Origin of the sequence: Elizabethkingia bruuniana, from assembly GCF_002024805.1 — a bacterium.
GTDB lineage: Bacteria > Bacteroidota > Bacteroidia > Flavobacteriales > Weeksellaceae > Elizabethkingia > Elizabethkingia bruuniana.
This window is the reverse complement of record NZ_CP014337.1, coordinates 3,948,923-3,973,173: the sequence shown is the minus strand read 5'-3', so window position 1 is coordinate 3,973,173 and position 24,251 is coordinate 3,948,923. Positions and strand designations below refer to the sequence as shown.

Here is a 24,251-nt window from a genome sequence, read left to right as displayed (position 1 = left end):
AGGTCTATTTATTATAAAATATTCTTCAGTACCCATTGTGCAGTAATCAGACGATTTCCTGCCTGCTGGTATACTAATGCATTTTCGCTGTCCAGTACCTCATCACTGATTTCGACATTTCTTCTCACCGGAAGACAGTGCATTACTTTAGCGTTATTAGTTTGCTTCAGCTTTTCCAGTGTTAGCAACCAGTCTCCTTTTACTTCCGGAGTAGCTCCGTAATCACTGAATGAAGACCAGTTTTTTACATAAATAAAATCTGCATCTTTTAATGCTTCATCCTGATCGTTCGTAATCGTTAATCCGTCTGTATATTCGGTATCCAGATCATAGCCTTCCGGAAAAGTAACCGTTACATCTGCATCTATTTCTTTTACCCACTCACAAAACGAATTTGCCACTGAATGTGCAATAGACTTTACGTGAGGCGCCCAGGTTAGTACAACCTTAGGTTTTCTGTTCTCTTTCCAGTTCTCTTTTATCGTCAGCATATCCGTAAAACTCTGCAGCGGATGTCGGGTTGCTGATTCTAAAGAGATAATCGGAACTGTAGCATGTTCAATAAACTGATTCAATACCTTATCCTGTGTATCTTCCTCTTTATCTTTGAAAGCAGGGAAGCAACGAATAGCAATAACATCACAATATTCGCTTAATACTTTTGCAGCATCTTTAATATGTTCCACTGTAGTTCCGTCCATCACTGCACCATCATGTAGCTCCCAGGTCCATGCATCTTGTCCTGCATTAATAATAATGTAGTTTAAACCAAGATTCTGACATGCTTTCTGCATGCTGATACGTGTACGAAGACTAGGATTAAGAAAAACAAGTCCTACAGTTTTGTTTTTCCCAAAATTCGGTGTTCCCAGCGGATTATTCTTAATATCTATACATTCCTGCAGCGCCTGTTCCAGATTGGGGACATCGTCTACGCAAGTAAATTTCTGTAATTTAGCCATTGAGTTCAGTTTTTAGAGCATTAACAAATTGATCAATTTCTTCTTTGGAAACCGCTAATGACGGTAAAATTCTGAGTGTATTTTTGTTAGAAGCATTTCCTGTAAGAATCTTATGTTTCCATAATAAGTTGCTACGCACTTCAGCACATGGCATTTCCAATTCTATTCCGGTCATCAATCCAACACTACGAACTTCTTTTACTTTTGGCAAATCTTTTACCTGCTCAACAAGATAATCGCCCATTTCCTGAGCATTCTGAATAAGATTCTCCTTCTCCAGAATCTGCAGTACAGCCAAAGAAGCCGCACATGCCAAATAGTTCCCGCCAAAAGTAGTCCCTAACATTCCCTTTTTAGCCTCTATTTTTGGAGAAATAAGTACTCCCGCTACCGGAAAACCATTTCCCATTCCTTTTGCTGTTGTAATAATATCTGGCTTTACTCCGGAAAACTGATGTGCAAAGAATTTACCTGTTCTTCCGTATCCTGATTGTATTTCATCCAGAATGAAAACAGCATTATGTTCCTGACACAATTTCTCTATTTTCTGAAGGAAAGAATCTGTAGGGATCTGAATCCCACCGACTCCCTGAATTCCTTCAATAATTACAGATGATATTTCATTTTCAGCAAAGGCTTTTTCCAGTGCTTCTTCGTTATTAAACTCTACAAACAATATATTATCCGTTTCGTTAACCGGCGCAACAATACTTGCGTCATCTGTAGCAGCTACTGCTGCAGAGGTACGGCCATGGAAAGCTTTGCTGAAAGCTATTACTTTCTTCTTGCCATTATGAAAAGAAGCCAGTTTCAGTGCATTTTCATTAGCTTCAGCGCCCGAATTACACAGAAACAACTGATAATCATTGTAACCGCTTAATTTCCCTAATAATTCTGCTACCTGGCTCTGAATCGGGATATTTACTGAATTTGAGTAAAAGCCTATGTTCTGTAATTGTTCAGAAATTGTTTTTACATAGTGCGGGTGGGAATGCCCCACTGAAATTACGGCATGTCCGCCGTATAAATCTAAATATTTTTCACCTTTATCATCCCACAGATAAGAAGCTTCTGCTTTTACCGGTGTAAGATCGAAAAGGCTGTATACGTCAAATAAATTCATTTTTGTTGTTTTTATCAGAACATTATGTTCTTAAGGTTCGTTTTCTTTAGGTTTCAACAAGCTCATCAGAAATTTAAATTTCACTTACAGAGCCTGCTGAAGTCCCTAATAAAAATCAATATGCTAAAGGTTTTAGTTTTAATCCGGCCTGCTCTTCAAAACCAAACATTAAGTTCATATTCTGAATCGCCTGTCCTGAAGCTCCTTTTAAAAGATTGTCAATTGCTGAATGTACGACAAGCATATTGTCTTGTTTTTCCAGCTGAATTGCGCACTTATTGGTATTTACCACCTGCTTCATGTTAATGGCTTCCCTGGAAACCCATACAAAAGGCTGGTCTCTATAGAACTCTTCATAAGCCTGATAAAGTTCTTCCAGAGAATGATCGCATTCTAATGTTGCACTTACAAAAATGCCTCTTGGCCAGTCTCCTCTCCATGGTACGAAATGTACACCAACAGAATTTTTGTTTTCACTTTCCAGCGTCTGCTTTATTTCATCCAAATGCTGATGGGAAAGTGTTTTATATGCCGATATATTATTATTTCGCCACGAGAAATGCGTTGTATCCTGTAGCTTTACACCTGCGCCTGTGCTTCCGGTTACACCGGTTACAAAAACCTGATTCAATAATTTCTTGTTCGCTAAAGGCAATAATGCATACTGAATTGCAGAAGCAAAACACCCCGGATTAGCAACTTCATTAGCTCCTTTTATCTTTTCTTTTTGGACCTCCGGCAAACCATAGACAAAATTTTTATCCTGAAACTCTCCTTCTAAACGGAAATCATTCCCCAGATCAATAATCTTTGTTTCCGGAGAGATTTCATTCTTCTCCAGCCAAGGCTGACTCTCTTTATGTGGCAGACACAGGAAAAGTATATCTGCAGATTGTAATTCCGACGAGAATTCCATTTCTGTTTCACCCATAAGATCCTGATGAATACTATATATCTTCTTGCCAGCGGCATTTCTGCTCAATGCGAAAGCTAACTCTGCATAGGGATGGTTTAGTAACAAACGGATTAATTCTCCACCTGTATATCCTGTTCCACCAACAATTCCGGCTTTAATTTTATTTTCCATATCCCGGATTTGTCTGGTGGTATATTGTTAATGAATTTGCCAGAATTTTGGAGAAGCCTTTTACATCATCACCTGTCCATGCATTATTCATTTCCCCATACTGGCCAAACTTCCCGGACATTAAATCGAATTGTGATTCAATTCCGTTCAAAACAAATCGGTAAGGCATAAAGGTTACAAACACTTTACCACTTACACTGGTCTGAGAGCTTTTGAAGAAAGCTTCAATATTACGCATCACAGGATCCAGGAACATTGCTTCATGCAGCCAGTTTCCATACATTACCGCTAACTGGTCTTTTACAACCAATTGGTTTTTAGAAAGTGTATGCTTTTCTAATAAATGATGTGCCTTTAGCGCTATTATTGCTGACGCTGCTTCAAAGCCTACACGTCCTTTTATTCCGATAATTGTATCTCCTACGTGGATATCTCTTCCGATTCCGAAAGGTGCTGCTAGTTCTTCCAGCTTTTTAATGGCTTTAGTAGGATGGTTATAGACTTCACCATCTATTCCCACTAGTTCGCCATTATCAAAAAGTAAAGTATGTTGCTCCTGCTCAGTTTTTTTAACCTGAGAAGGAAATGCGTCTTCCGGTAAATATTCATGTGAGGTAAGGGTTTCTTTTCCTCCTACTGAAGTTCCCCACAAGCCTTTATTAATTGAATATTTAGCTTTCTCAAAATTCATATCTACTCCGTGTTCTTTAAGGAAGTCTATTTCCTCTTCACGGCTTAGTTTAAGATCACGGATAGGTGTTATAATCTCCATCTCTGGTGCCAGAATATTGAAAACCACATCAAATCGAACCTGGTCATTACCAGCTCCGGTACTACCATGACAAATAGCCTCGGCACCTACTTCCAATGCGTATTCTGCGATTACCTTAGCCTGAATTGTCCTTTCTGCACTTACGGACAACGGATACGTGTTATTTTTCAACACATTTCCGAATAACAGGTATTTAACACAAGACTCGTAGTATTCCACTACACTGTCTACACATCTGTAAGAAGCAATTCCTAACGATAATGCTTTTTGCTCGATCGTCTGAATTTCTTCAGCTGTAAATCCTCCTGTATTTACAGTTACAGCATGAACTTCGTATCCTAATGTTTTCGACAGATACAAAGCACAATAAGTCGTGTCCAGACCGCCACTATAGGCTAAGACTACTTTCTTCTTCATTGTTTTGAGATTTTTTAGGTTTATATAACATTGCCGTGCAGAGGCAATTTTTTCTTTCTTTACTCATCAGGATATCATAATTCACGCAGCTTTTACAGCCGCTCCAGAAATCTTCATCCTGAGTCAGTTCCGAATAAGTTACCGGCCAGTATCCTAGTTCGCTGTTAATTTTCATTACAGCCAGCCCTGTAGTTAATCCGAAAATTTTAGCTTCCGGATATTTTTTACGGGAAAGACTGAATATAGCATGCTTAATATCCCGTGCCAGTCCAAACTTTCGGTATCTTGGATTAACAATTAATCCTGAGTTTGCAACAAACTCTCCTGTCCAGGTTTCTATGTAACAGAACCCAGCCCATAAGCCATCGTCAGAAAAAGCAATTACAGCCTTCCCCTCCTGCATCTTTTTCTGAATGTATTCCGGTGTACGCTTAGCAATCCCCGTTCCGCGAAGTTTCGCGGAATTCTCCATTTCATCACAAATCATTTGCGCGTATTTGCCGTCTTCAGCAATAGCTTGTCTTACAACAAACGTCATTTTTAGATCAAATTTTAAAAACAGGGGACAAATTTAGGTAATTAATTTGCAAAAATGCAAATTAATTTAATTTTAAATCTTTGAAAATTATATACAGAAGATAATATTTTGGAATATCAGATTTAAAAAGATAAAATATCTAAAAACAAAAACTCTAATCTTCGAGATTAGAGTTTTTATTTATTTTCGTGTAAAAATTATTTTTCGCAGGCTTGCCAGATTTTATCCTGAGGGTTAGTTGGCGCAATAATTTCAATCGCTTCTTTTGTTACCGGATGGATAAAACTAAGCTTTCTGGCGTGTAAATGAATTCCACCATCGGGATTAGACCTTGGAGCCCCGTATTTCAGATCTCCTTTTATCGGAATCCCAACTTTAGCTAACTGAGCTCTGATCTGGTGATGCCTTCCTGTTTCCAGGTCTATTTCTAGAAGATAATAATTATCCAAAGTCCTGATTACTTTATAATGCAAGCGAGCTTCTTTTGCTCCTTCAGTTACTTTTTCAAAAACTGTGGCTTTATTATTCTTTTCATTTTTACGAAGATAATGTACCAACTTCTGCTCCAAAGGAATCATTTCTTTAGGTACGATCGCCCAGTAAGTCTTTTCAATTTCACGGTTTTTCACCATCTGCGTCAGCCTCGATAAGGCTTTGCTGGTTTTGGCGTAAATAACAAGACCAGAAGTTGGCCTATCTATACGATGCACTAAACCCAGAAAAACATTCCCGGGTTTATGATCTCTTATTTTAATAAAATCTTTAATTTCGTCCAGAAGGGATTTATCACCAGTCTTATCTCCCTGCACCAATTGCCCTACCTGTTTGTTAATCACCAAAAGATGATTATCCTCATAAACGATCTGAGATTCTGTCATGTATTTAATAACTTTCCTGCTGATTAGGGAAATCCTGAGATTTCACATCTTTCACATACTGTCCTACAGCACCAGCCACTTCATCAAAAAGATCAAGATATCTTCTTAAGAATTTAGGACTAAAACCTTTATTCATTCCTACCATGTCATGGAAAACCAACACCTGTCCGTCACAGTCAGGCCCTGCACCAATACCAATTGTCGGGATGTTTATACTTGCGGTTACCTGCTTTGCCAAGGAAGCCGGAATTTTTTCCAATACAACAGAAAAACATCCTAATTCTTCCAATAGTTTAGCATCGCTAATCAATTTCTGAGCTTCAGCTTCTTCCTTCGCTCTTACTTTATAAGTTCCGAACTGATAGATAGATTGTGGCGTAAGCCCCAAATGTCCTATTACCGGGATACCGGCATTAACAATTCTTTTTATAGATTCAGCTACTTCAGCACCACCTTCCAGTTTTATAGCATGTGCTCCGGATTCCTTCATGATTCTTACAGCAGAATCCAGTGCCTTTTGCGGATCGGATTGGTAAGTACCAAAAGGAAGATCCACAATAACCAATGCACGGGTTACACCACGCACTACACTCTGCGCATGATAGATCATCTGATCCAGTGTAATCGGTAAAGTTGTTTCGTGTCCGGCCATTACATTAGATGCAGAGTCGCCCACCAATACAGCATCTACTCCGCCTGCGTCTACCATTTTTGCAATAGAGAAATCATATGCTGTAAGCATAGTAATTTTCTCATTGTCAAACTTCATTTTACGGAATGACTCAGTTGTCACCCTTTTAATTTCGCTGTGTACTGACATATTTGTTTGTGCTAAGGTTGAATGGGACTAAATAGATACGTGTCCCAGTTTTTTTAATTTATCGTGATTCAGAATTCTGATATTTCTTCCGTCTACACTGATAAGTTCATCCTGTTTGAACTCGGAAATTAACCGGATAGCACTTTCTGTTGCTGTCCCTACAAGGTTGGCTATTTCCTCTCTTGTTAATGATATTTTAATAAAACCTTCAGGATCGGTTCCAAGCTTTTGCTCTAATAACAATAATACTTCCGCCAGTCTTTCGCGAACTGTTTTCTGTGCCAGGAAGGTAATTGTTTTAGATGCCTCACCCAGTTCGTATGCTATCTTCTGCAACATAGCATAAGAAAGTTTTGGGTCTGCTTCTAAAAGATGATTGAAGGTCTCTGCAGGAAGGAAGGTAATCTCAGCATCTTCCATTGCTTCAGCTGTTGCTCCGAACGGCTCATCACAAAGAAGGGAACGATATCCCACCAAATCTCCTTCTACACAAAACCTTAGAATTTGTTCTTTTTTGAAAAAACCTGACTTGGAAAGCTTAACTGTCCCTCTGTCAATAAAATAGACACCTTGTGGAAAATCTCCTTCGTCAAAAATAGTATCTCCTTTTTTAAGACTTAGAACTTCTTTACCTTTAAGGTATCTTTCAAAATCTTCTTTAGAGAGATTTTCTTTGAAAGATTTCTCATTGAAAGTTTTTAAAAAAGCTGTCTCAATCTGTTGAAATTTAGAATCTGGCATCTTTTTGAAAGCTAATATGATAATAATCAGACAAATTTAGCGTAATTAAACTGCTCCTCAAAAGTTTTTGTCATAATTTTGCATGCTAAAGCTATAATAAAATGAAGGAAAGCTGTTTCCATTGTGGACAGGACATTGACAAAGAGATCATAAGCTTTGACGAAAAAACATTCTGCTGCAACGGATGTAAGTCTGTATATGAGATCCTCAATATGAATAACCTTACCGGTTTTTATGATTTAAATAAGAAAGCCGGAATAAGACCTAGTGATGATACAGCTCCTTTTGACTATCTGGACACAAAAGAAGTTTTCGACCGTCTTGTAGATTTTTCTGAAGGCGCCACCTCTTTAGTAACCTTCAAAATTCCGGTAATTCATTGTTCTTCATGTATATGGCTACTGGAAAGCTTACAGACATTAAATAGCTCTATACATTATTCAACAGTGAATTTCACTAAGAAAACGGTGCAGATATCTTTCAATCATGAAGAGCTAAAGCTAAGTGAACTGGCACAGTTCCTTTCTAATCTTGGTTACAAACCAGTAATCAACCTCGAAACAGCCGAAAGAAAAACTGAAAAAGTTGATAAAAGCTTAGTAATTAAGGTTGCTATTGCCGGATTTGCCTTTGGTAACGGTATGTTCTTTTCCCTTCCTGAATACTGGTCCAAATGGTTTGGACGGGACGATGTCTGGTTAGAACACTACACACCTCTTTTCCGCTGGTTAATGTTTATGATGGCAACGGCAGTTGTTATATTCTCCGCTTCCGATTACTACAAATCGGCATGGTACGGACTGAAAAATAAAAGAATTACGATAGACATACCTATTGTAATTGGTATTCTTGTTCTATACTTCAGAAGTTGTTATGAGATTTTCTCGAATTACGGACCGGGATATTTCGATACCCTTTGTGGACTTTTATTCTTTATGCTTTCCGGAAAAATTTTCCAACAAAGAACATATAATGCATTGTCCTACGACAGAGATTATAAATCTTTCTATCCAATAGCAGTTACGAAAGTTGATTTTGGTGGAGAGCAGAAAAACATCCTGCTTTCCGAAATCAAGATAGGTGACCGAATTTTGGTAAGAAACGAAGAAATTATACCTGTTGATGCAATTCTTATCAATGGTGAAGGTAATATAGACAACAGTTTCATCACAGGTGAAGCGGCCACTATTAGTAAAAATCCGGGAGATAAGATATTTGCAGGAGGAAAACAAAAGGGATCGGTTCTGGAACTGGAGGTTATTAAAAATGTTGACCAGAGTTACCTTACCCAACTGTGGAACAAAGAGGCTTTCAAAAAGCACGAAACAGGATTAGATACACTTACCAATGCAATTAGTAAGTACTTTACTATTATCATATTAGCTGTGACTCTTTTTGCCGGAATCTACTGGTCTACTGTAGATATGCAAAAAATGTTTCAGGTTACCTGTGCGATCCTTATCGTAGCATGCCCATGTGCATTAGCACTTTCCGCTCCGTTTACCATGGGACACATCATGCGTATTATGGGACGTCACAAAATGTATGTAAAGGATGCATTAACGGTAGAAAAGATGGCAAAAATCAACACTTTGGTTTTTGACAAAACAGGTACAATCACTTATAATAAAAGAGCAAATATTTCCTTTGAAGGTATTGAACTAAGTGCTTTTGATAAAGAAAATATCAAGACTCTTCTTAAAAATTCCAATCACCCACTGTCTAAATCCCTGTATGAATATCTGGATATTCAGGATCCCTATTACCCGACAGAAGGTTTCGTTGAAATATCCGGAAAAGGTTATGAGGCAAAAGTTCGCAGCCACTTGTATAAAATAGGTTCTGCAAAATTCACAGGAACAACTTCAGATACTATAGAGACCGCTGTTTACATCTCTAAAGACGGCTCTATTTTAGGTAAATATATTTTCAAGAACGAATACAGAACAGGCCTTAAAGAACTATTCAATGATCTGCCGGGATACGAAAAACACATCCTGAGTGGTGACAATGAGTCTGAAAGAGCTAATCTGGAGCAGATTTGCAGCATCAACGACCTTCACTTTAATCAGTCTCCTGAACAAAAGCTGGAATATATCCAGTCGCTGCAAAACCAGCATAAAAAGGTTGCAATGGTTGGTGACGGACTGAATGATGCCGGTGCACTAAAACAAAGTAATGTAGGTATCGCCATTGCAGATGACAGCAACTCGTTCACCCCGTCATCCGACATTATTATGAATGGTGATATGTTGGGCTATCTACCAGATTTCTTCCGTCTTTCGAAGGATGCAATCCGCATTGTAAAAGCAACCTTTATCATAAGTTTACTTTATAACGTTGTAGGCCTTACGCTTGCTGTAATAGGAAAAATGTCGCCCCTTGTAGCGGCCATCCTTATGCCTGCGAGCTCTATTAGTGTAGTTATATTTACGTCCGCAACAACATGGCTGACATCTCTAAAATATTTCAGGTCACGCCGGGCATAGCCAAAACCACAATATACGCTTTTGTTATTTAGAAACGTTTTAAATTAACGCTTTTTAACGTTCAATGACTAATCTCATAGATAATATGTAAATTTGCAGAAGCAATTGTTTCATATATTTGCACAACTTATGGACATTCTATATTTAATGATTATATGCAGCGTTTCGTTGGCTGTTATCTTCTTAATTATTTTTATTATAGGAGCCAAAAACGGGCAGTTTGAAGACGACGAATCCCCTGCTGTGAGAATGCTTTTTGATTCTGAGATTCAGAAGGAAAAAGATCAGGAGAAAAAACAGCCGGAGGACGAGATAGAAGAAGACGAAAAAATAGATAAAAAATAGCGATTTTATAAAATGGAGACACAAAAGTTTAGTTATGACAATAATATCGTCCGTGCATTCTTGTACGCAACGATTGTATTTGGTATAGCAGGATTTATATTAGGGCTTACAGCAGCTCTGATGCTTTTCTACCCTGAATTACCGGAATTCCTTTTCGGTACAGATGATACAACGATTCAGAGTTTGAAGAGCGGAAATATTCAGGGACTAATTAATACACAAGGAGCACTTGGTTTTGGTAGAATCAGAATGATGCACACCAATACTGTTATCTGGGCTTTTGTATGTAATTCATTTTTCTGTGCCGCATACTACAGTATGCAAAGGCTACTGAAAACCAGAATGTACAGTGATACACTTTCATGGGTACACTTCTGGACTTGGCAGATTATGATTGTTGTAAGCTGGGTTACTTTTGCAATGGGCTTCAACACTTCAAAAGAATATGCTGAACACGAATGGCCAGTAGATATACTGATCCTTATTTCATGGGTAGTTTTCGGTCTTAACATGTTTGGTACGATTGCTAAGAGAAGGGTAAGACACTTATATGTAGCCATTTGGTTCTATCTTGCAACATGGATTGGGGTAGCATTACTTCACATTGTAAACAACTTAGAAGTTCCATTAGATTTCTGGAAGTCATATTCAGTATATTCAGGGGTAAAAGATGCTATCGTACAATGGTGGTATGGTCACAATGCAGTAGCATTTGTACTGACAACACCAGTATTAGGTATGATGTATTACTTTATGCCGAAAGCTGCAGACAGACCAGTATTCTCTTATAAATTATCTATTATTCACTTCTGGTCTCTAATCTTCGTATACCTTTGGGCTGGTCCTCACCACCTTCAGTATACAGCTTTACCAGGTTGGGCTCAGGCTTTAGCAACAGGTTTCTCTATTATGCTTATCGCACCGTCTTGGGGAGGTATGTTAAATGGACTATTAACATTAAGAGGAGCTTGGGATAAAGTAAGAGAGAATCCGGTACTTAAATTCTTCGTAGTAGCTGTTACATGTTATGGTATGGCAACTTTCGAAGGACCATTATTAGCAACAAAAACATTAAATAAAATTGGTCACTTTACCGACTGGGTAATTGGTCACGTACACTTAGGTGCACTAGGATGGAATGGTTTTATGGCATTTGGGGTAATTTACTTCATGGTTCCAATCTTATGGAGAACTAAACTTTGGTCAATAAAATTAGCTAACTGGCATTTCTGGTTAGGTACATTAGGAGTTATCTTCTACGCAGTACCAATGTATATCTCTGGTTTCACACAAGGTTTGATGTGGAAACAATTTAACCCGGATGGTACTTTGATGTACAAGAACTGGTTAGATACTGTAACAGCGATTATTCCTTACTACAAATTAAGATTCCTTGGAGGTTCCCTGTATTTAACAGGTGCAATTCTAATGGTAGTGAATATCTTCAAAACTGTTAGACAAGGTTCTTTCCAAAAAGAAGTTCCGGCAGAAGCTCCTGCATTAGCTAAAATTGGTAATGACAGAAAAGCTGGTGAGCCTGTTCACTTATGGATTGAAAGAATGCCTGTTCTACTTTCTATCGGAGCATTTATTACACTATCTATTGGTGGTGCTGTAGAGATTATCCCTACACTAACAATAAAGAAAAACGTTCCTACAATTTCTGCGGTTAAACCTTATTCTCCGTTAGAATTAGAAGGACGTGACTTATATATCCGTGAAGGATGTAACGCTTGTCACTCTCAGATGATCAGACCTTTCCGTGATGAAATTGTGAGATTTGATGGTAAAAATGGTCAGTATTCCAAAGCTGGTGAATTCGTATACGATCACCCGTTCCTTTGGGGATCTAAGAGAACTGGTCCGGATTTACAAAGAGAAGGTAATAAGAACCCGGATTCTTGGCATTTCAAACACATGTATAACCCGAGATCAACATCTCCAGGTTCTATTATGCCACGTTTCCCTTGGTTAATTACAAACGAGTTGGATCGTACTCATATGGTAGACAAAATGAAGCTAATGAAGAATTCATTTGATATACCTTATACTAAAGGACAGATAGATTCAGCTAATGCATGGGCAGATAGCCAGGCTAAAGTAATCGTTAAGAAAATTTTATCTGAAGCTGCGGATGTTAAAGATCAGGTAGATAAAGAAAAAGTTGCTAAAGGAGACAAATTTGTTCCTATAGAGAAGAGAGAAATTGTAGCACTTATCGCATACCTTCAGAGATTAGGTACTGACATTAAGACTACAGATGTACAGACAGCAAGCAACAACTAAAAAATAATATTAAAATGATCCCTCAGAACTTTAAAGACATACTAAGCAACGGCGAAAATGTAGGGTTATACCAAACCCTGGCGCTTATCTTATTTGTATTGTTCTTTATAGGATTGGTATATGTGGTTTTTAAAAAACCTAAAAAATACTACAGGGACAGAGAAAATGCACCATTGGAAGATGGTGACGAAATTAATAATAATCTACATTAAGAAAAAAACGATATGAAACCAAGAACGCCCGTATTTGTAAACTTTGTAATTGTGGTGGCTTTGCTAATCATTGTTTACAATATGTTTGTGCAAAACACTTCTTTCTTTGGCTCTCCATACTTCTGGGCTACTATTATTATTGCCGGAATCATGGTATTTATAGCAAACGGAATTGGTGATCTTATAGAAAACAATCGTTTTCAAAAGTTATCCGAAGAAGAGAAGAAAGCTTATCTTGAAGACAAGAAGACTCCATACTACAAAAGATTGTGGGCTTCTGCATTCAAAAAGCAATCTAATGCTGAAGAGCAAGATATGATCATCGACCACGGTTTCGATGGTATTACAGAATTAGACAACGCACTTCCAAAATGGTGGTTAGGTCTATTCTACTTCGGATGTATATTCTGCGTAGTGTACGTTTCTGCTTATGCATTTACGGACTATGCACACCCGGTAGCAGAATATGAAAAAGAATACAAAGAACAGTTAGCTGCAATTGCAGAGTATGAGAAAACAGCTCCTAAGATTACAGTAGAAACTGCAAAATATGACCCTGCGAATATCCCTGAAGGACAACAGTTATTTGACTCTAACTGTGCTTCATGTCACGGACAGGGTGGTAAAGGGGGAATCGGTCCTAACTTAACAGATGACTATTGGATTAACGTTAAAGAACCAGACGTTTTCCATAATGTTTTCTGGATGGACGAAAACGGATCTCCTAATAACCCTGCGATGAGAGCCTTTATTAAAGAAGGCGTAATTACAGGAAAAGATGCTGAAAAAATTGCAGCATACATTTACCACATCAATCAGGAGATACCTCCGATTACGCAAGCACAAGGAGGAGCAGCTCCGCAAGGAGAAGTCGCCCCATGGGTTAAAGGAACACCAAGAAAGTAATAGCCCAGCTATTACTTTTTATTTTTTATATAGGACTGAGTTATGGCAACAGAAAAACAAAAATCAGATTTTGAACAGGCTTACGTTGTAGAGGCCGAAACATTTCGGGATTCTGTAGGTACAATGGATAACACCGGTAAACGGAAATGGGTATTCCCGAGGAAACCAAAGGGAAAATACACCAACTACCGGAACATTGTAAGTACACTCCTGCTAATTGTATTTTTTGTTTTACCGTTCCTGAAAATAAACGGAAACCCGGTTCTGAAATTCAACATTCTGGATCGTGAGTTCTTTATCTTCGGACAGCCATTCTACCCTCAGGACTTTTTTATTCTGACAATAGGTGCTATTACAGGATTGATCTTTATTACACTCTTCACTGTTGTTTTTGGTAGAATATTCTGCGGATGGATATGTCCTCAGACAATTTTTATGGAAAGTGTTTTCCGTAAAATAGAATACCTGATAGAAGGTGACAGAAACAAACAAATTCGTCTTGACTCACAGCCATGGAATTCAGAGAAAATCTGGAAACGCGGACTGAAGTGGAGCCTCTTCATTCTTATCTCATTAATTATTTCCCACCTGATGTTCTCTTATATCGTAGGATATGAAAGAGTATTGGCAATAATGAAAGAAGGACCAGTTAAGAATTACGACAATTTCCTTGTCATGATTCTGTTTTCTGCTGCATTCTATTTTGTATTTGCATGGTTCAGAGAACAGGTGTGTACGCTGGTTTGTCCTTATGGAAGATTACAGGGGGTATTGATCGATAAAAAGACCATCAACGTATTTTACGATTTTAAACGTGGCGAAAACCGTTCTAAATGGAGAAAGGGCGAAGACCGTAAGGCTGCAGGAAAAGGAGACTGTATCGACTGTGGACAATGTGTTGTTGTGTGCCCAACGGGTATCGACATCCGTAATGGCCAGCAGCTGGAATGTATCAACTGTACAGCATGTATTGATGCCTGCGATGAAGTAATGGACAAAGTAGGTCTTCCAAAAGGACTTATTCGTTATGCTTCTGAAGATGAAATAGAGAAAGGAGAGAAATTTAAATTCACAACAAGAATGAAAGCTTACGCAGCAGTTCTGCTTTTACTTATTGTAGGATCTTCATTCATTATCCTTAACCGTTCTGCTGTTGAAGGTAAATTTATAAAACCTGCAGGATCTACTTATTATGTAAAAGACAGCCGTACTATAAATGTATACAACTATACCCTTCTTAATAAAAGTAATGAAGACAAAGTTGTTACCATTAAAATAATTTCACCTCAAAATGGAGAAATTGAAGTAATCGGCGGTGTGAACAAAATTATTATGAAGAGAGATGTTTCCACTAAAGGAACAATTAACATCTCCTTCCCTTCAAAAGAAATAAACCTTTCAAAACAAAATATAGTTATCGGAGTTTATGACCAGAAAGGAGCCCTTATCGACTCTTATGAAACCTACTTCGAGGGACCATTTAAAATGACGTTGTAATTATGAAATCTAAATTCACTTGGGGACATGGGATGGTCCTTGCATTAGCAGGCTTTATTGCTTTTATACTTGGAATGATATTCTTCTATACAAGAGGCTATCAAACCTCGGAAATGGTATCAGAAAACTACTATGAAGACGAATTAATATACCAGGATGTAATCGATGCTAAAACAGCAGCAGCTAGTTTAGCTGAAAAACCTGTATATACTCAGAATGCTGATGGAATTAGAATTACTTTTCCAAAGCAGTTTACCAATGCTAATTCAAAATTCAAATTTTTCCTGTTCAGAACTGAAGACTCTAATCTGGATATTAAAAAGGAAACTGAATTAGACAGTAATAATTCTATTTTTATACCAGCTAAAGCAGGTATATTAAAAGACGGATCTTATACATTAAAACTTAACTGGAAAGAAAATTCCGGTAAAGCATATCAGATAGATTATAACCTTATATGGACTTCGCATTAGTCATATCAGCTATAGGATTAGGTTTTGCATCCGGGTTTCACTGTATCGGGATGTGCGGCCCTATTGCTCTTTCTATGGGGCTGACTAAACAGCAGCAGACCAATTTCTATTTGCAAAATCTGACTTACCAGTTTGGACGTATACTTACATATACTATTTTAGGCGCCATTTTGGGCATTATAGGCGAAGGATTCGAGATGGCAGGGTTCCAGCAGGTTCTTACCATTTCCGTTGGAATTATGCTTATTATTATGGCTTTATTTTCTTTCGGTGGAAAAGACTTTGCTTCCAGAATACCTTTTATCAATAAAGCATTGTTAAAAGTGAAGATTAATCTGGGCCGACTATTACAGAAAGCAGATTACAAATCCCGTTTTACCACAGGATTACTAAATGGTCTTCTACCATGTGGCATGGTCTATATGGCTCTTACAGCTTCACTGGCTGCTGGTGGTGTATGGCAGGGCGCTGCATTTATGGGAATTTTCGGACTTGGAACTTTTCCTTTTATGTTCGCAGTTGTACTGGTTGGAAATTTAATGAATCAGGCTTTAAGAATAAAAGTTTTAAAAGTGATTCCTATCGTTATGATTATTCTTGGCGGACTTTTTATTCTGCGTGGTATGGAAATAGGTATTCCGTATCTTTCTCCAGCTTCTGAGGCTATGGGAATCTCTAAAGATGCTGCAAGCTGTCACACTCCGGGACACAGTTCCGAAGAACATTCACATTAAAATTTATTTTGTTAATTATAAAAAGAAAGCGACCTGATTATTAATCGGGTCGCTTTCTGTATATTATTGAATCTGATTAGATTTTATCAAATCCTGTATAAGCTCTTAATTTCTCCGGAATAGCAATTCCGTCTGCAGTCTGATTATTCTCTAAGATTGCAGCCATAATACGTGGCAATGCCATTGCAGAACCATTTAGTGTATGTACCAGCTGAGTCTTACCATCTGCTTTATAACGACACTTAAGTCTGTTAGCCTGGAAAGATTCAAAGTTAGATACTGAACTTACTTCTAACCATTTTTCCTGTGCAGCACTCCATACTTCGAAATCATATGTCATTGCAGCTCCAAATCCGGTATCTCCACCGCATAGTCTAAGAATACGGTAAGGAAGCCCAAGGTCTTCAAGAATACCTTTTACGTGCTCTACCATTCCGTCTAAAGCAGCATAAGAATTTTCAGGCTTTTCAAGTCTTACAATCTCTACCTTTTCAAACTGGTGCAGTCTGTTTAATCCTCTTACATGAGCACCATAAGATCCTGCTTCTCTTCTGTAACACTGAGAAAATGCTGTATGAAGAATAGGTAATTGTCTTTCTTCCAATAATTCGTCTCTGTAAAGGTTAGTTACGGGTACTTCCGCAGTAGGAATAAGATAAAGCTGATCTTCGTTGATGTAGTACATCTGACCTTCTTTATCAGGCAGCTGACCTGTTCCGTATCCAGAAGCTTCATTTACCACATGTGGCGGATTTACTTCAATATATCCGGCTTCAGTATTCTTATCCAGGAAGTATTGTACTAATCCACGTTGTAAACGTGCTCCTTTGCCTAAATAAACAGGAAATCCTGCTCCGGCAATCTTCACCCCCAATTCAAAATTGATGATGTTATATTTAGCTGCCAGCTCCCAATGTGGGATTGCTCCTTCTCCTAAACCTTCAACATCACAATTCTGGAATACAATTTCATTATCAGTTTCAGATACACCAGCTTTCACAAGCTCATTAGGAATATTTGGAATCTGATAAAGGATATTTAAAAGTGATTTTTCAACCTCATTTAATTCATGCTGAAGTTCTTTACTTCTTTCTTTAATGTCCGTAGTCTTTTGCTTCGCTGCTTCAGCTTCTTCTTTTTTGCCCTCTTTCATTAAAGCACCAATCTCTTTCGAGATTTTGTTCATTTCGGAAAGTTGCGAGTCAAGTTCAAACTGAATTTTCTTACGTTGGTCATCAGTGGACACAGCCAAATCTACCAATTCAGGGTTCTTGAAATTTCTCTTTTGTAAACCTTCTAAAACGCGTGCTTTCTCATCACGCAAAAAATTAACTTGTAACATAATATGAATTGTTTTGCAAAGTTAAAAAAACCATGCTGTAAATTATAAAATTCTGAAAAGATGTGTGTGTATTTTACCGGGAAATTATTGTTTGGTAATCGTGACATTCTTTTGCTGGCCACCGGATCCATTAAAAACTTCGGCACCATTTACCTTGATACTCGATACACTAAAAAGTGTTGGTGTCCAGGAGTAGACAATATCTAATTGATCCTGTGCCATCACTTTTGTATCATTAGCGACTTTATTATAATTAATAAAAATCTGAGATCTATACGTCTTGCTTGTAGCTGTTGAATCAGGTAATCCCTGCCTTGTAGCTCCGGCAATATACTGCATATAGTTTTTCTTGGCATCATCCACTCCCGGTGCTATACCCGAAACGGCAGTATTGCCACGATCTGCTAAATTATCTATAAAGGTGATTCTACTGGCATATCCTGTAGCATCATTCGGAATAATAAGATCTTTGCCATTAGTATCCTGAAAATAAAAATTGATCGTCTGATCAATATTCTGGTGTACACCATCATCCTGCCTGCAAGATGTCACAAGCAAAAAAATAAATACTAACCCGAAAAAAAATTGCCATTTCCTCATATACAAAACTAACAGCTATAATTTAGGCAATATGACCTGCCCAGCTTTTTTTAAGCGGAAGTAAAAAATTGCTTAAAAAATCCAGATAAGTATTTTTAGAAAAATCAAAAACTTCAACGTTTTCATCTATTTCTCCATTTTTTACTTTAGAACGGAAATCTGTAAGTTTTAATGTTTTTACTTCTCCATTCTCCAGATAACAAGCTTTCATTCTGTCGAAAAGTCCTAGCTGGTAATCTGCATCAATTTCATGCATTAATTTACCCAATGCATCTATACTACAGCCAGACGCCATCTCTTTTTCTTCGTCTACACAGATAATAATAAATTGATTTTTTTCGATTTTAAATGAAGCTTCAAGCTCTTTTCCATGTGCCTTCCATCCGCCTAAAAAATCATAAATACGTTCTGTAATATCTTTAGCTTCCTTAGCCGTAAATGCTCTGCTTGCCGGATAAGTAATAACTCTGTAATCGTTAGTTTCTACAACTTCTGAAGATTCAATTTTCATCACAATACAATTTAATTCTACAATTCTTCTGCTTCAGCTATAAGCTCAACAATATCTTTTACCTGAACTTCTTCATTTTTATTAAAATGCTTCACACCATCTGTCATCATTGTATTACAGAACGGGCAACCCGTTGCTACAATATTTGGTTTCAGTTCCAGTGCTTCTTCTGTTCTTTCTATATTGATGTCTTTATTACCTTTTTCAGGCTCTTTAAACATCTGTGCACCACCTGCTCCGCAACATAGTCCGTTGGTTTTACAACGCTTCATCTCTACAAGCTCTGCATCCAGTTTTTCAAGGAGCTGTCTTGGTGCCTCATATTCATCATTTGCACGACCAAGATAGCATGGATCGTGGAAAGTAATTCTTCTTCCTTTAAAGCTTCCGCCTTCTATTTTCAGTCTTCCATCAGCCATTAACTCCTTTAGGAATTGTGTATGATGCAATACTTCATAATGACCACCCAGTTCCGGATATTCATTTTTCAGAGTATTGAAACAGTGTGGACAAGCTGTTACAATTTTTTTTACTTCGTATGCGTTTAGGATTTCTATGTTGGTTAGTGCCATCATCTGGAAAACGAACTCGTTTCCTGCACGTTTTGCAGGATCACCTGTACAACTTTCTTCCTGTCCCAATACAGCAAACTCTACTCCTATTTTATTCAGGAGTTTTGCAAAAGCTTTTGTTATTTTTTTAGCACGATCATCAAAACTTCCGGCACAACCTACCCAGAATAATACTTCCGGAGCTTTGCCTTCAGCCATATAATCAGCCATTGTTTTTATAGTGAAGTCCATTTTTCTTAGTTTACCAATTTATCAATGTAACAGTTTACCAATATTGCTACATTGTTATATTTTTACATTGTTATATTAGCTTTCGTTCGCCCAGTTTAATCTGTCTGCCTGATTATACTGCCAAGGTGCAGCATTATTTTCAATATTCGTCATCATCAGATTAAGTTCCTGAGGTGCCGAAGACTGCTCCATTACCATAAACCTTCTCATTTCGAATATAATGGAAAGCGGATCAATAAGTACCGGACAAGCTTCTACACAAGCATTACAAGTTGTACATGCCCATAATTCTTCACGGGAGATATAATCATCCAAAAGCTTTTTACCATCGTCTACAAACTTCCCGTTTTTATTAATGTTTTTGCCTACTTCTTCCAGCCTGTCTCTCGTTGCCATCATAATACGACGCGGAGAAAGCTTTTTCCCGGTAATACTTGCCGGACAAACAGCTGTACAACGACCACATTCTGTACACGAGTAAGCATTAAGCAATTGTACTTTATTCAGATCGAACACATCATTTGCCCCAAATTTATCAGGAACCGCATTTGGATCTGCATCGGCAGGTGCTGCGGCATATGGATCTGCATTTGGATCCATCATTAGCTTTATTTCTTTTGTCACAGAATCAAGGTTATTGAATTTCCCTTTCTTCTGAAGATTTGCAAACCATGTATTAGGGAAAGCAAAAATAATATGCAAGTGCTTAGAGTAATACAAGTAGTTCATAAAGAAGAATACTCCTATAATATGAAACCACCATGCTGCCTTTTCTGTAAAGATCAGAAAGCCATTACTAAAATTATTAAATATCGGTGCAAACAGATGAGAGCTAACCGGGAAATTACCATGTACAGGTAAAATTCCTCTTTGCTGTAAAACCCAGTCCGCTGTGTTCATTTTAAAAAAAGCCATCATCAGGGCAAATTCTATAACAAGAATCCAGTTGGCATCATTCTTTGGCCAGCCCAGAAGTTCTTTCATATTAAGACGGCGAACATGTACAATATTTCTTCTTATAAAGAATATAACAATAGAAACCGCTACCAGGAAAGCCATAACTTCTAAAACAGCAGTAAACACATTGTAAAAACTGTGTCCTAATACTCCGGCAAGGAAACGGTGCGTACCGAAAAGTCCATCTACAAAAATCTCTATAAGCTCAAGATTTACAATAACAAATCCTAAGTAAACCAAAATATGCAATATCCCTGCAACAGGTCTTTTAACCATTTTGCCCTGACCAAGTGCCACACGGCCCATAATAGCCCAGCGTTCATTTTTATTATCTGAACGATCGATATCCTTTCCCAGATTAACATTACGCACAAGCTCTTTAAGGCTCTTAAAGAAAAGTCCGAAACCTACTATAAGGAGGATAAGAAACAAAATGTTACCAATATATTGCATATCTAAATTTAATATTATTTAGCAGATTTACCAAATACCGAAATATTAATATAACGTTTCGGGTTGGCTTTAAGGTCTTCCATCAATGCATTAAGCGAAGCGGCAGACTTATTAAGGTTGTTATACAGCTCTTCATCTTTGGTCAGTTTACCTAAAGATCCCTTTCCGGATTCTATCCCTGCAATAACCTTATTTAACTGATCAGATGTTTCGCTTAATTTAGCAACTGCATCATTCAGCTGTTTTGTATTAATGCTTTCAGCTACCTTACCATATTTATCTACAGTACTGTTAGCCGTAATCATTGTTTTATTAGCATTATCCAGCACATTGTTCAGCCTGCCTTCACTACCAGCCAAAAGTTTGTTGGTCTGTTGTGATGTTATTTTGAATGACTCAACCGTACCATTAAGATTTCTCAAAAGAAGCTTAATCTCTCTTCTGTTTTCATCATCCATAATTTTGTTAGTACTTGCTACAGCAGAATCAAGACGGGATAACACAGATGTTAATTTATCTTTTACCGGCCCTACCTGAGATGAAAGGCTATTCATCATAGACTGTTTGAAAGCTCCCTTCAGGGTATCACCATTTTTAGCGTATGGTTGGTTGTATGCCAGATTAACTCTGATTTCTTTGCCAGACATTAATCCTGGTTCAAAAATTTCAACATTTGAATTTTTTGAAAACACGAAATCATTATTAACACTAATTTTTACCACAAAATAAATATGACCATTACTCTGGGTCATCGGCTTAATCTCTGTAACCTGACCTACCTTCAATCCATTGATGGACACAGGGCTTGATTTTGCGAGGCCTTCTACGTTGTCGTATTTTACATAGTAGTTATCATCTGTTGAGAATAAACTCTTCCCTTTCATAAACTGAAAAAGAATAACAAAACCAACGATGGCCAAAATTGCTATAAGTCCTGCTTTAACTTCTTTGGAAATTTTCACGAATATATATTTTAATGAGCAAATATAAGGTTTTTTAAAGTATGAAAAATTATTCAATAAATAGAAAAAGCAACCGATAACGGTTGCTTTTTATGTTGTTAGAATATCTTTATTTTTTAGTGCTGACCTGCAGCTGCCTTATTATAAATCTCTATTCTGTAATCTTTGATATCAGATTTGTCCTGAAGGCTCTTCAATAAAGCCTGTCCGTACATTTGTGATCCTTGCTGCATCAATGCCTGAGCAATTGACTTCGCATCTCCGCCTTGTTTGTTTTCAGCAACAGACTTTTTAACCACCACGTATACTCCTGCAACACCTTCAACCGGTTTAGAAAGCTGGTTAGCTTTTGCACCAAATGCAGCACCTGCAACTTTAGGTTCCATTCCTCCGCCTAATGCAGGATTCAGGATGTTAATTTGTCCGTTTTCTTTAACAACTCCGAAAAGTTTTGCAACCTGATCCAACGAAGAAGGCTTCTGAGTATCGATTTTTTCGATAATCTTTTTAGCTAAAAGCTGGTTCTTTACAATTGGTTCAATTTCCGAACGTACAGATTCCGGATCAGCAAGACCTGCATCTTGTTTTCCGTTCAGGTAAGCTACTACATAATCACCATTACTTGTAGTAAAGATATTCGTATCTCCTGCTTTCGTTTTCTTGTCAAATGCCCATGCTAATACATCTGCATCTTTATCTGTATTGATTCCCTGGATTTGTCCCTGGAAACGTTTTGCCATTTTTGGATTAGCAAAAGTGTAATTCTTTTTCTTTGCAATGTTGCTAAAGTCATTGAAGCTCTTACCTTGTACTTCCTGAATAAATTTATTTGCTTCAGTGTACACAGTGCTATTTGTTTTATCAGAAGCTTTGATCTCTTTTACAAGATTAGCCACTTTGTAACCCATAGCTCCTGGCTTCTTGTCTTCGATGTTGATAATATGATAACCAAATTGAGTTTCAACAACACCTGTAGCTCCTTTTGGATTTGCAGCTAAGTATGCTTTAAATTCAGGAACAAATGGGGTTTCTGGAGTAGTCCATCCCAATTCACCTCCTTGTGCAGCAGATCCCGGATCAGCTGAAAACTTAAGGAACTCAGTAAATTTCGCAGGGTTAGCTTTTACAACAACGCCAATACTATCTGCAAGCTTTTTAGCCTGCTCTTTTGTTCTTTTTTCTTTTCCTGCCTGATCAGCCGGGCTTCCTTTGAAAGCAATAAGAATATGTCTTGACTTCACAGAATCACTAGGCTGTTTTCCAACTAATTTAGAGACAACATAGTAACGGTCCTGTACTTTGTATGGTCCGAATGACTGCCCTACAGCTGCACCACCTAAGAAACTTCTGATTTCTTCTGGCTGCTGAGCCAATGCTAAGAACTGAGAATTGAAAGGTACGTCAGAATTAACCGTAACGAACATTGAGTCGTTCTTTGTATTCTGGAAGCTTTCAACTCCTGCACCCATATCAACACCCTGAGTATTCAGTTTGTTAATTTCTGTTTGAGTAGCAGCTTCATCCTGAGCACTTGGTTTAGCCGGGAACAATACGATCCCGATATTTCTGCTTGGATCTGCTTTGAACATCAATGGATGTTTTTTAATATAATCAGCAAGATCCTGAGTTGTAACTTTTACATTATTGACACGTCCAAATGCAGCATAATCTACTCTTACATAATCAATATTCGCTAACTGATCTCTTTCTTTCAAGATTTCAGCAGCTTCTTTATTATTGGCAGTAACTCCGGCAGTAACGTTTGCAAAGAACTGTCTTGCCATGATACGGTATTCAATACCTTTTTTCATTTTAAGCCAGTTAGCATACTGCTCCGGGTTCTGGGCTTTCATAGCCTCGATTTCTTTTTTAAGTTCCTGAACTTTAAAGTTCCCTTTTTCGTCTACCAATTGAGGATTCTGAGCAAACATCGGATCGTACTGAATTTGATTCCAGAACATTTCGTCAGTTAATTTCAGCCCCATTTTTTCAAACTGTTGTTTGATTAGTTTAGACTGAATAATCATTTGCCATGCCTGCTCTTCTAAAGCCTCTCTAGGCTGTCCCTGAGACTGTTGTTGTAAAAGAAAAATCTGATCATCCAGTTCTTCACGGGTGATTTTTTCTCCGTTTACTTTTCCTAAAATATTAGGGTCTTTACCAAATACTTTGTCCAAGCTATCTGGATTAACCAGGAAAGCCAAAAGCGCGATGGCTAAAAAACCTATCAGGATCCAAGGCCTCTTTCTAATTTCACTTAAAACTGCCATTAATAATGTATTTTCGTTTTAAAATTATTTGTAAACTTTTATTGAATATCAAGGTGCGAAAATAAACATTTTT

At 37.7% G+C, this 24,251-nt stretch carries 23 protein-coding genes; 8 read left to right on the top strand and 15 right to left on the bottom strand.

Annotation, left to right across the window (positions count from 1 at the left end; all coding sequences use genetic code 11):
* Positions 1–11: 11 nt before the first annotated feature.
* From AYC65_RS18650 to AYC65_RS18615, 8 genes are all read right to left on the bottom strand, one after another.
* Positions 12–962: an N-acetylornithine carbamoyltransferase gene (locus tag AYC65_RS18650; protein WP_034871726.1), complete on the bottom strand. Its 951-nt coding sequence runs from the start codon at positions 960–962 to the stop codon at positions 12–14.
* Positions 955–2,085: an aspartate aminotransferase family protein gene (locus tag AYC65_RS18645; protein WP_034871727.1), complete on the bottom strand. Its 1,131-nt coding sequence runs from the start codon at positions 2,083–2,085 to the stop codon at positions 955–957. Before AYC65_RS18645 ends, AYC65_RS18650 begins: the two co-directional genes overlap by 8 nt.
* A gap of 115 nt (positions 2,086–2,200) precedes the next feature.
* Positions 2,201–3,172: an N-acetyl-gamma-glutamyl-phosphate reductase gene (argC, locus tag AYC65_RS18640; RefSeq protein WP_034871728.1), complete on the bottom strand. Its 972-nt coding sequence runs from the start codon at positions 3,170–3,172 to the stop codon at positions 2,201–2,203.
* The gene (locus AYC65_RS18635; protein ID WP_034871729.1) at positions 3,162–4,361 is read right to left on the bottom strand and encodes an argininosuccinate synthase; all 1,200 of its coding nucleotides are present in this window, start codon (positions 4,359–4,361) and stop codon (positions 3,162–3,164) included. The genes argC and AYC65_RS18635 overlap by 11 nt, the downstream gene beginning before the upstream one ends.
* On the bottom strand, positions 4,333–4,899 hold the full coding sequence (locus AYC65_RS18630) for an N-acetyltransferase (RefSeq protein ID WP_009086809.1): 567 nt from the start codon (positions 4,897–4,899) through the stop codon (positions 4,333–4,335). The genes AYC65_RS18635 and AYC65_RS18630 overlap by 29 nt, the downstream gene beginning before the upstream one ends.
* Positions 4,900–5,096: 197 nt before the next feature.
* Positions 5,097–5,777: an RluA family pseudouridine synthase gene (locus AYC65_RS18625; protein WP_034871730.1), complete on the bottom strand. Its 681-nt coding sequence runs from the start codon at positions 5,775–5,777 to the stop codon at positions 5,097–5,099.
* A gap of 4 nt (positions 5,778–5,781) precedes the next feature.
* Entirely contained in the window at positions 5,782–6,597 is an 816-nt protein-coding gene (gene panB, locus AYC65_RS18620; RefSeq protein WP_034871731.1) for a 3-methyl-2-oxobutanoate hydroxymethyltransferase, read from the bottom strand.
* Between the two features lie 27 nt (positions 6,598–6,624).
* A complete protein-coding gene (locus AYC65_RS18615; RefSeq protein WP_009093794.1) occupies positions 6,625–7,338 on the bottom strand; it encodes a Crp/Fnr family transcriptional regulator in 714 nt (237 codons plus the stop codon).
* Between the two features lie 101 nt (positions 7,339–7,439).
* On the opposite strand from AYC65_RS18615, the gene AYC65_RS18610 reads away from it, so the two are divergent.
* The 8 genes from AYC65_RS18610 to AYC65_RS18575 all read left to right on the top strand — a co-directional run bounded on the left by AYC65_RS18610 (position 7,440) and on the right by AYC65_RS18575 (position 16,280).
* The gene (locus tag AYC65_RS18610) at positions 7,440–9,827 is read left to right on the top strand and encodes a heavy metal translocating P-type ATPase (RefSeq protein WP_034871732.1); all 2,388 of its coding nucleotides are present in this window, start codon (positions 7,440–7,442) and stop codon (positions 9,825–9,827) included.
* 147 nt (positions 9,828–9,974) lie between these two features.
* Positions 9,975–10,172, top strand: coding sequence for a cbb3-type cytochrome oxidase assembly protein CcoS (ccoS, locus tag AYC65_RS18605; protein ID WP_317191845.1), 198 nt, complete (start codon positions 9,975–9,977; stop codon positions 10,170–10,172).
* Positions 10,173–10,184: 12 nt separating this feature from the next.
* Positions 10,185–12,458: a cytochrome-c oxidase, cbb3-type subunit I gene (gene ccoN / locus AYC65_RS18600; protein WP_034871734.1), complete on the top strand. Its 2,274-nt coding sequence runs from the start codon at positions 10,185–10,187 to the stop codon at positions 12,456–12,458.
* 14 nt (positions 12,459–12,472) lie between these two features.
* Positions 12,473–12,670, top strand: coding sequence for a cbb3-type cytochrome oxidase subunit 3 (locus tag AYC65_RS18595; RefSeq protein ID WP_021347422.1), 198 nt, complete (start codon positions 12,473–12,475; stop codon positions 12,668–12,670).
* A gap of 12 nt (positions 12,671–12,682) precedes the next feature.
* On the top strand, positions 12,683–13,576 hold the full coding sequence (locus AYC65_RS18590) for a cbb3-type cytochrome c oxidase N-terminal domain-containing protein (protein ID WP_034871735.1): 894 nt from the start codon (positions 12,683–12,685) through the stop codon (positions 13,574–13,576).
* Between the two features lie 42 nt (positions 13,577–13,618).
* A complete protein-coding gene (gene ccoG, locus AYC65_RS18585; RefSeq protein ID WP_034871736.1) occupies positions 13,619–15,073 on the top strand; it encodes a cytochrome c oxidase accessory protein CcoG in 1,455 nt (484 codons plus the stop codon).
* A gap of 2 nt (positions 15,074–15,075) precedes the next feature.
* Complete coding sequence (locus AYC65_RS18580; protein ID WP_009086791.1) at positions 15,076–15,546, top strand: FixH family protein; 471 nt, start codon at positions 15,076–15,078, stop codon at positions 15,544–15,546.
* The gene (locus AYC65_RS18575; protein ID WP_034871737.1) at positions 15,531–16,280 is read left to right on the top strand and encodes a sulfite exporter TauE/SafE family protein; all 750 of its coding nucleotides are present in this window, start codon (positions 15,531–15,533) and stop codon (positions 16,278–16,280) included. The genes AYC65_RS18580 and AYC65_RS18575 overlap by 16 nt, the downstream gene beginning before the upstream one ends.
* A 76-nt stretch (positions 16,281–16,356) precedes the next feature.
* Here the strand turns inward: AYC65_RS18575 and serS are convergent, their stop codons facing one another.
* From serS to AYC65_RS18540, 7 genes are all read right to left on the bottom strand, one after another.
* Complete coding sequence (serS, locus tag AYC65_RS18570) at positions 16,357–17,622, bottom strand: serine--tRNA ligase (RefSeq protein ID WP_034871738.1); 1,266 nt, start codon at positions 17,620–17,622, stop codon at positions 16,357–16,359.
* A gap of 84 nt (positions 17,623–17,706) precedes the next feature.
* Positions 17,707–18,174 (bottom strand): hypothetical protein, encoded by a 468-nt coding sequence (locus AYC65_RS18565; protein WP_234300397.1) that lies wholly within the window; start codon positions 18,172–18,174, stop codon positions 17,707–17,709.
* A 70-nt stretch (positions 18,175–18,244) separates the two neighbouring features.
* Positions 18,245–18,733 (bottom strand): hypothetical protein, encoded by a 489-nt coding sequence (locus AYC65_RS18560; RefSeq protein ID WP_034871740.1) that lies wholly within the window; start codon positions 18,731–18,733, stop codon positions 18,245–18,247.
* A gap of 17 nt (positions 18,734–18,750) precedes the next feature.
* Complete coding sequence (locus AYC65_RS18555; RefSeq protein WP_034871741.1) at positions 18,751–19,536, bottom strand: (Fe-S)-binding protein; 786 nt, start codon at positions 19,534–19,536, stop codon at positions 18,751–18,753.
* A 75-nt stretch (positions 19,537–19,611) separates the two neighbouring features.
* Positions 19,612–20,946: a 4Fe-4S dicluster domain-containing protein gene (locus tag AYC65_RS18550; protein ID WP_034871742.1), complete on the bottom strand. Its 1,335-nt coding sequence runs from the start codon at positions 20,944–20,946 to the stop codon at positions 19,612–19,614.
* 14 nt (positions 20,947–20,960) lie between these two features.
* Positions 20,961–21,908: an MlaD family protein gene (locus AYC65_RS18545; protein WP_034871743.1), complete on the bottom strand. Its 948-nt coding sequence runs from the start codon at positions 21,906–21,908 to the stop codon at positions 20,961–20,963.
* Positions 21,909–22,024: 116 nt separating this feature from the next.
* Positions 22,025–24,178 (bottom strand): peptidylprolyl isomerase, encoded by a 2,154-nt coding sequence (locus AYC65_RS18540; protein WP_034871744.1) that lies wholly within the window; start codon positions 24,176–24,178, stop codon positions 22,025–22,027.
* Positions 24,179–24,251: the final 73 nt, after the last annotated feature.

Coding starts and splice junctions, on each gene's coding strand:
- ccoS (WP_317191845.1), top strand. CDS start 9,975: ATGATTATATGCAGCGTTTCGTTGGCTGTTATCTTCTTAATTATTTTT.
- AYC65_RS18540 (WP_034871744.1), bottom strand. CDS start 24,178: ATGGCAGTTTTAAGTGAAATTAGAAAGAGGCCTTGGATCCTGATAGGT.
- AYC65_RS18560 (WP_034871740.1), bottom strand. CDS start 18,733: ATGAAAATTGAATCTTCAGAAGTTGTAGAAACTAACGATTACAGAGTT.
- AYC65_RS18590 (WP_034871735.1), top strand. CDS start 12,683: ATGAAACCAAGAACGCCCGTATTTGTAAACTTTGTAATTGTGGTGGCT.
- AYC65_RS18595 (WP_021347422.1), top strand. CDS start 12,473: ATGATCCCTCAGAACTTTAAAGACATACTAAGCAACGGCGAAAATGTA.
- ccoN (WP_034871734.1), top strand. CDS start 10,185: ATGGAGACACAAAAGTTTAGTTATGACAATAATATCGTCCGTGCATTC.
- AYC65_RS18575 (WP_034871737.1), top strand. CDS start 15,531: ATGGACTTCGCATTAGTCATATCAGCTATAGGATTAGGTTTTGCATCC.
- AYC65_RS18580 (WP_009086791.1), top strand. CDS start 15,076: ATGAAATCTAAATTCACTTGGGGACATGGGATGGTCCTTGCATTAGCA.
- argC (WP_034871728.1), bottom strand. CDS start 3,172: ATGGAAAATAAAATTAAAGCCGGAATTGTTGGTGGAACAGGATATACA.
- AYC65_RS18550 (WP_034871742.1), bottom strand. CDS start 20,946: ATGCAATATATTGGTAACATTTTGTTTCTTATCCTCCTTATAGTAGGT.
- serS (WP_034871738.1), bottom strand. CDS start 17,622: ATGTTACAAGTTAATTTTTTGCGTGATGAGAAAGCACGCGTTTTAGAA.
- AYC65_RS18615 (WP_009093794.1), bottom strand. CDS start 7,338: ATGCCAGATTCTAAATTTCAACAGATTGAGACAGCTTTTTTAAAAACT.
- AYC65_RS18555 (WP_034871741.1), bottom strand. CDS start 19,536: ATGGACTTCACTATAAAAACAATGGCTGATTATATGGCTGAAGGCAAA.
- AYC65_RS18650 (WP_034871726.1), bottom strand. CDS start 962: ATGGCTAAATTACAGAAATTTACTTGCGTAGACGATGTCCCCAATCTG.
- AYC65_RS18610 (WP_034871732.1), top strand. CDS start 7,440: ATGAAGGAAAGCTGTTTCCATTGTGGACAGGACATTGACAAAGAGATC.
- AYC65_RS18635 (WP_034871729.1), bottom strand. CDS start 4,361: ATGAAGAAGAAAGTAGTCTTAGCCTATAGTGGCGGTCTGGACACGACT.
- AYC65_RS18625 (WP_034871730.1), bottom strand. CDS start 5,777: ATGACAGAATCTCAGATCGTTTATGAGGATAATCATCTTTTGGTGATT.
- ccoG (WP_034871736.1), top strand. CDS start 13,619: ATGGCAACAGAAAAACAAAAATCAGATTTTGAACAGGCTTACGTTGTA.
- AYC65_RS18630 (WP_009086809.1), bottom strand. CDS start 4,899: ATGACGTTTGTTGTAAGACAAGCTATTGCTGAAGACGGCAAATACGCG.
- AYC65_RS18645 (WP_034871727.1), bottom strand. CDS start 2,085: ATGAATTTATTTGACGTATACAGCCTTTTCGATCTTACACCGGTAAAA.
- panB (WP_034871731.1), bottom strand. CDS start 6,597: ATGTCAGTACACAGCGAAATTAAAAGGGTGACAACTGAGTCATTCCGT.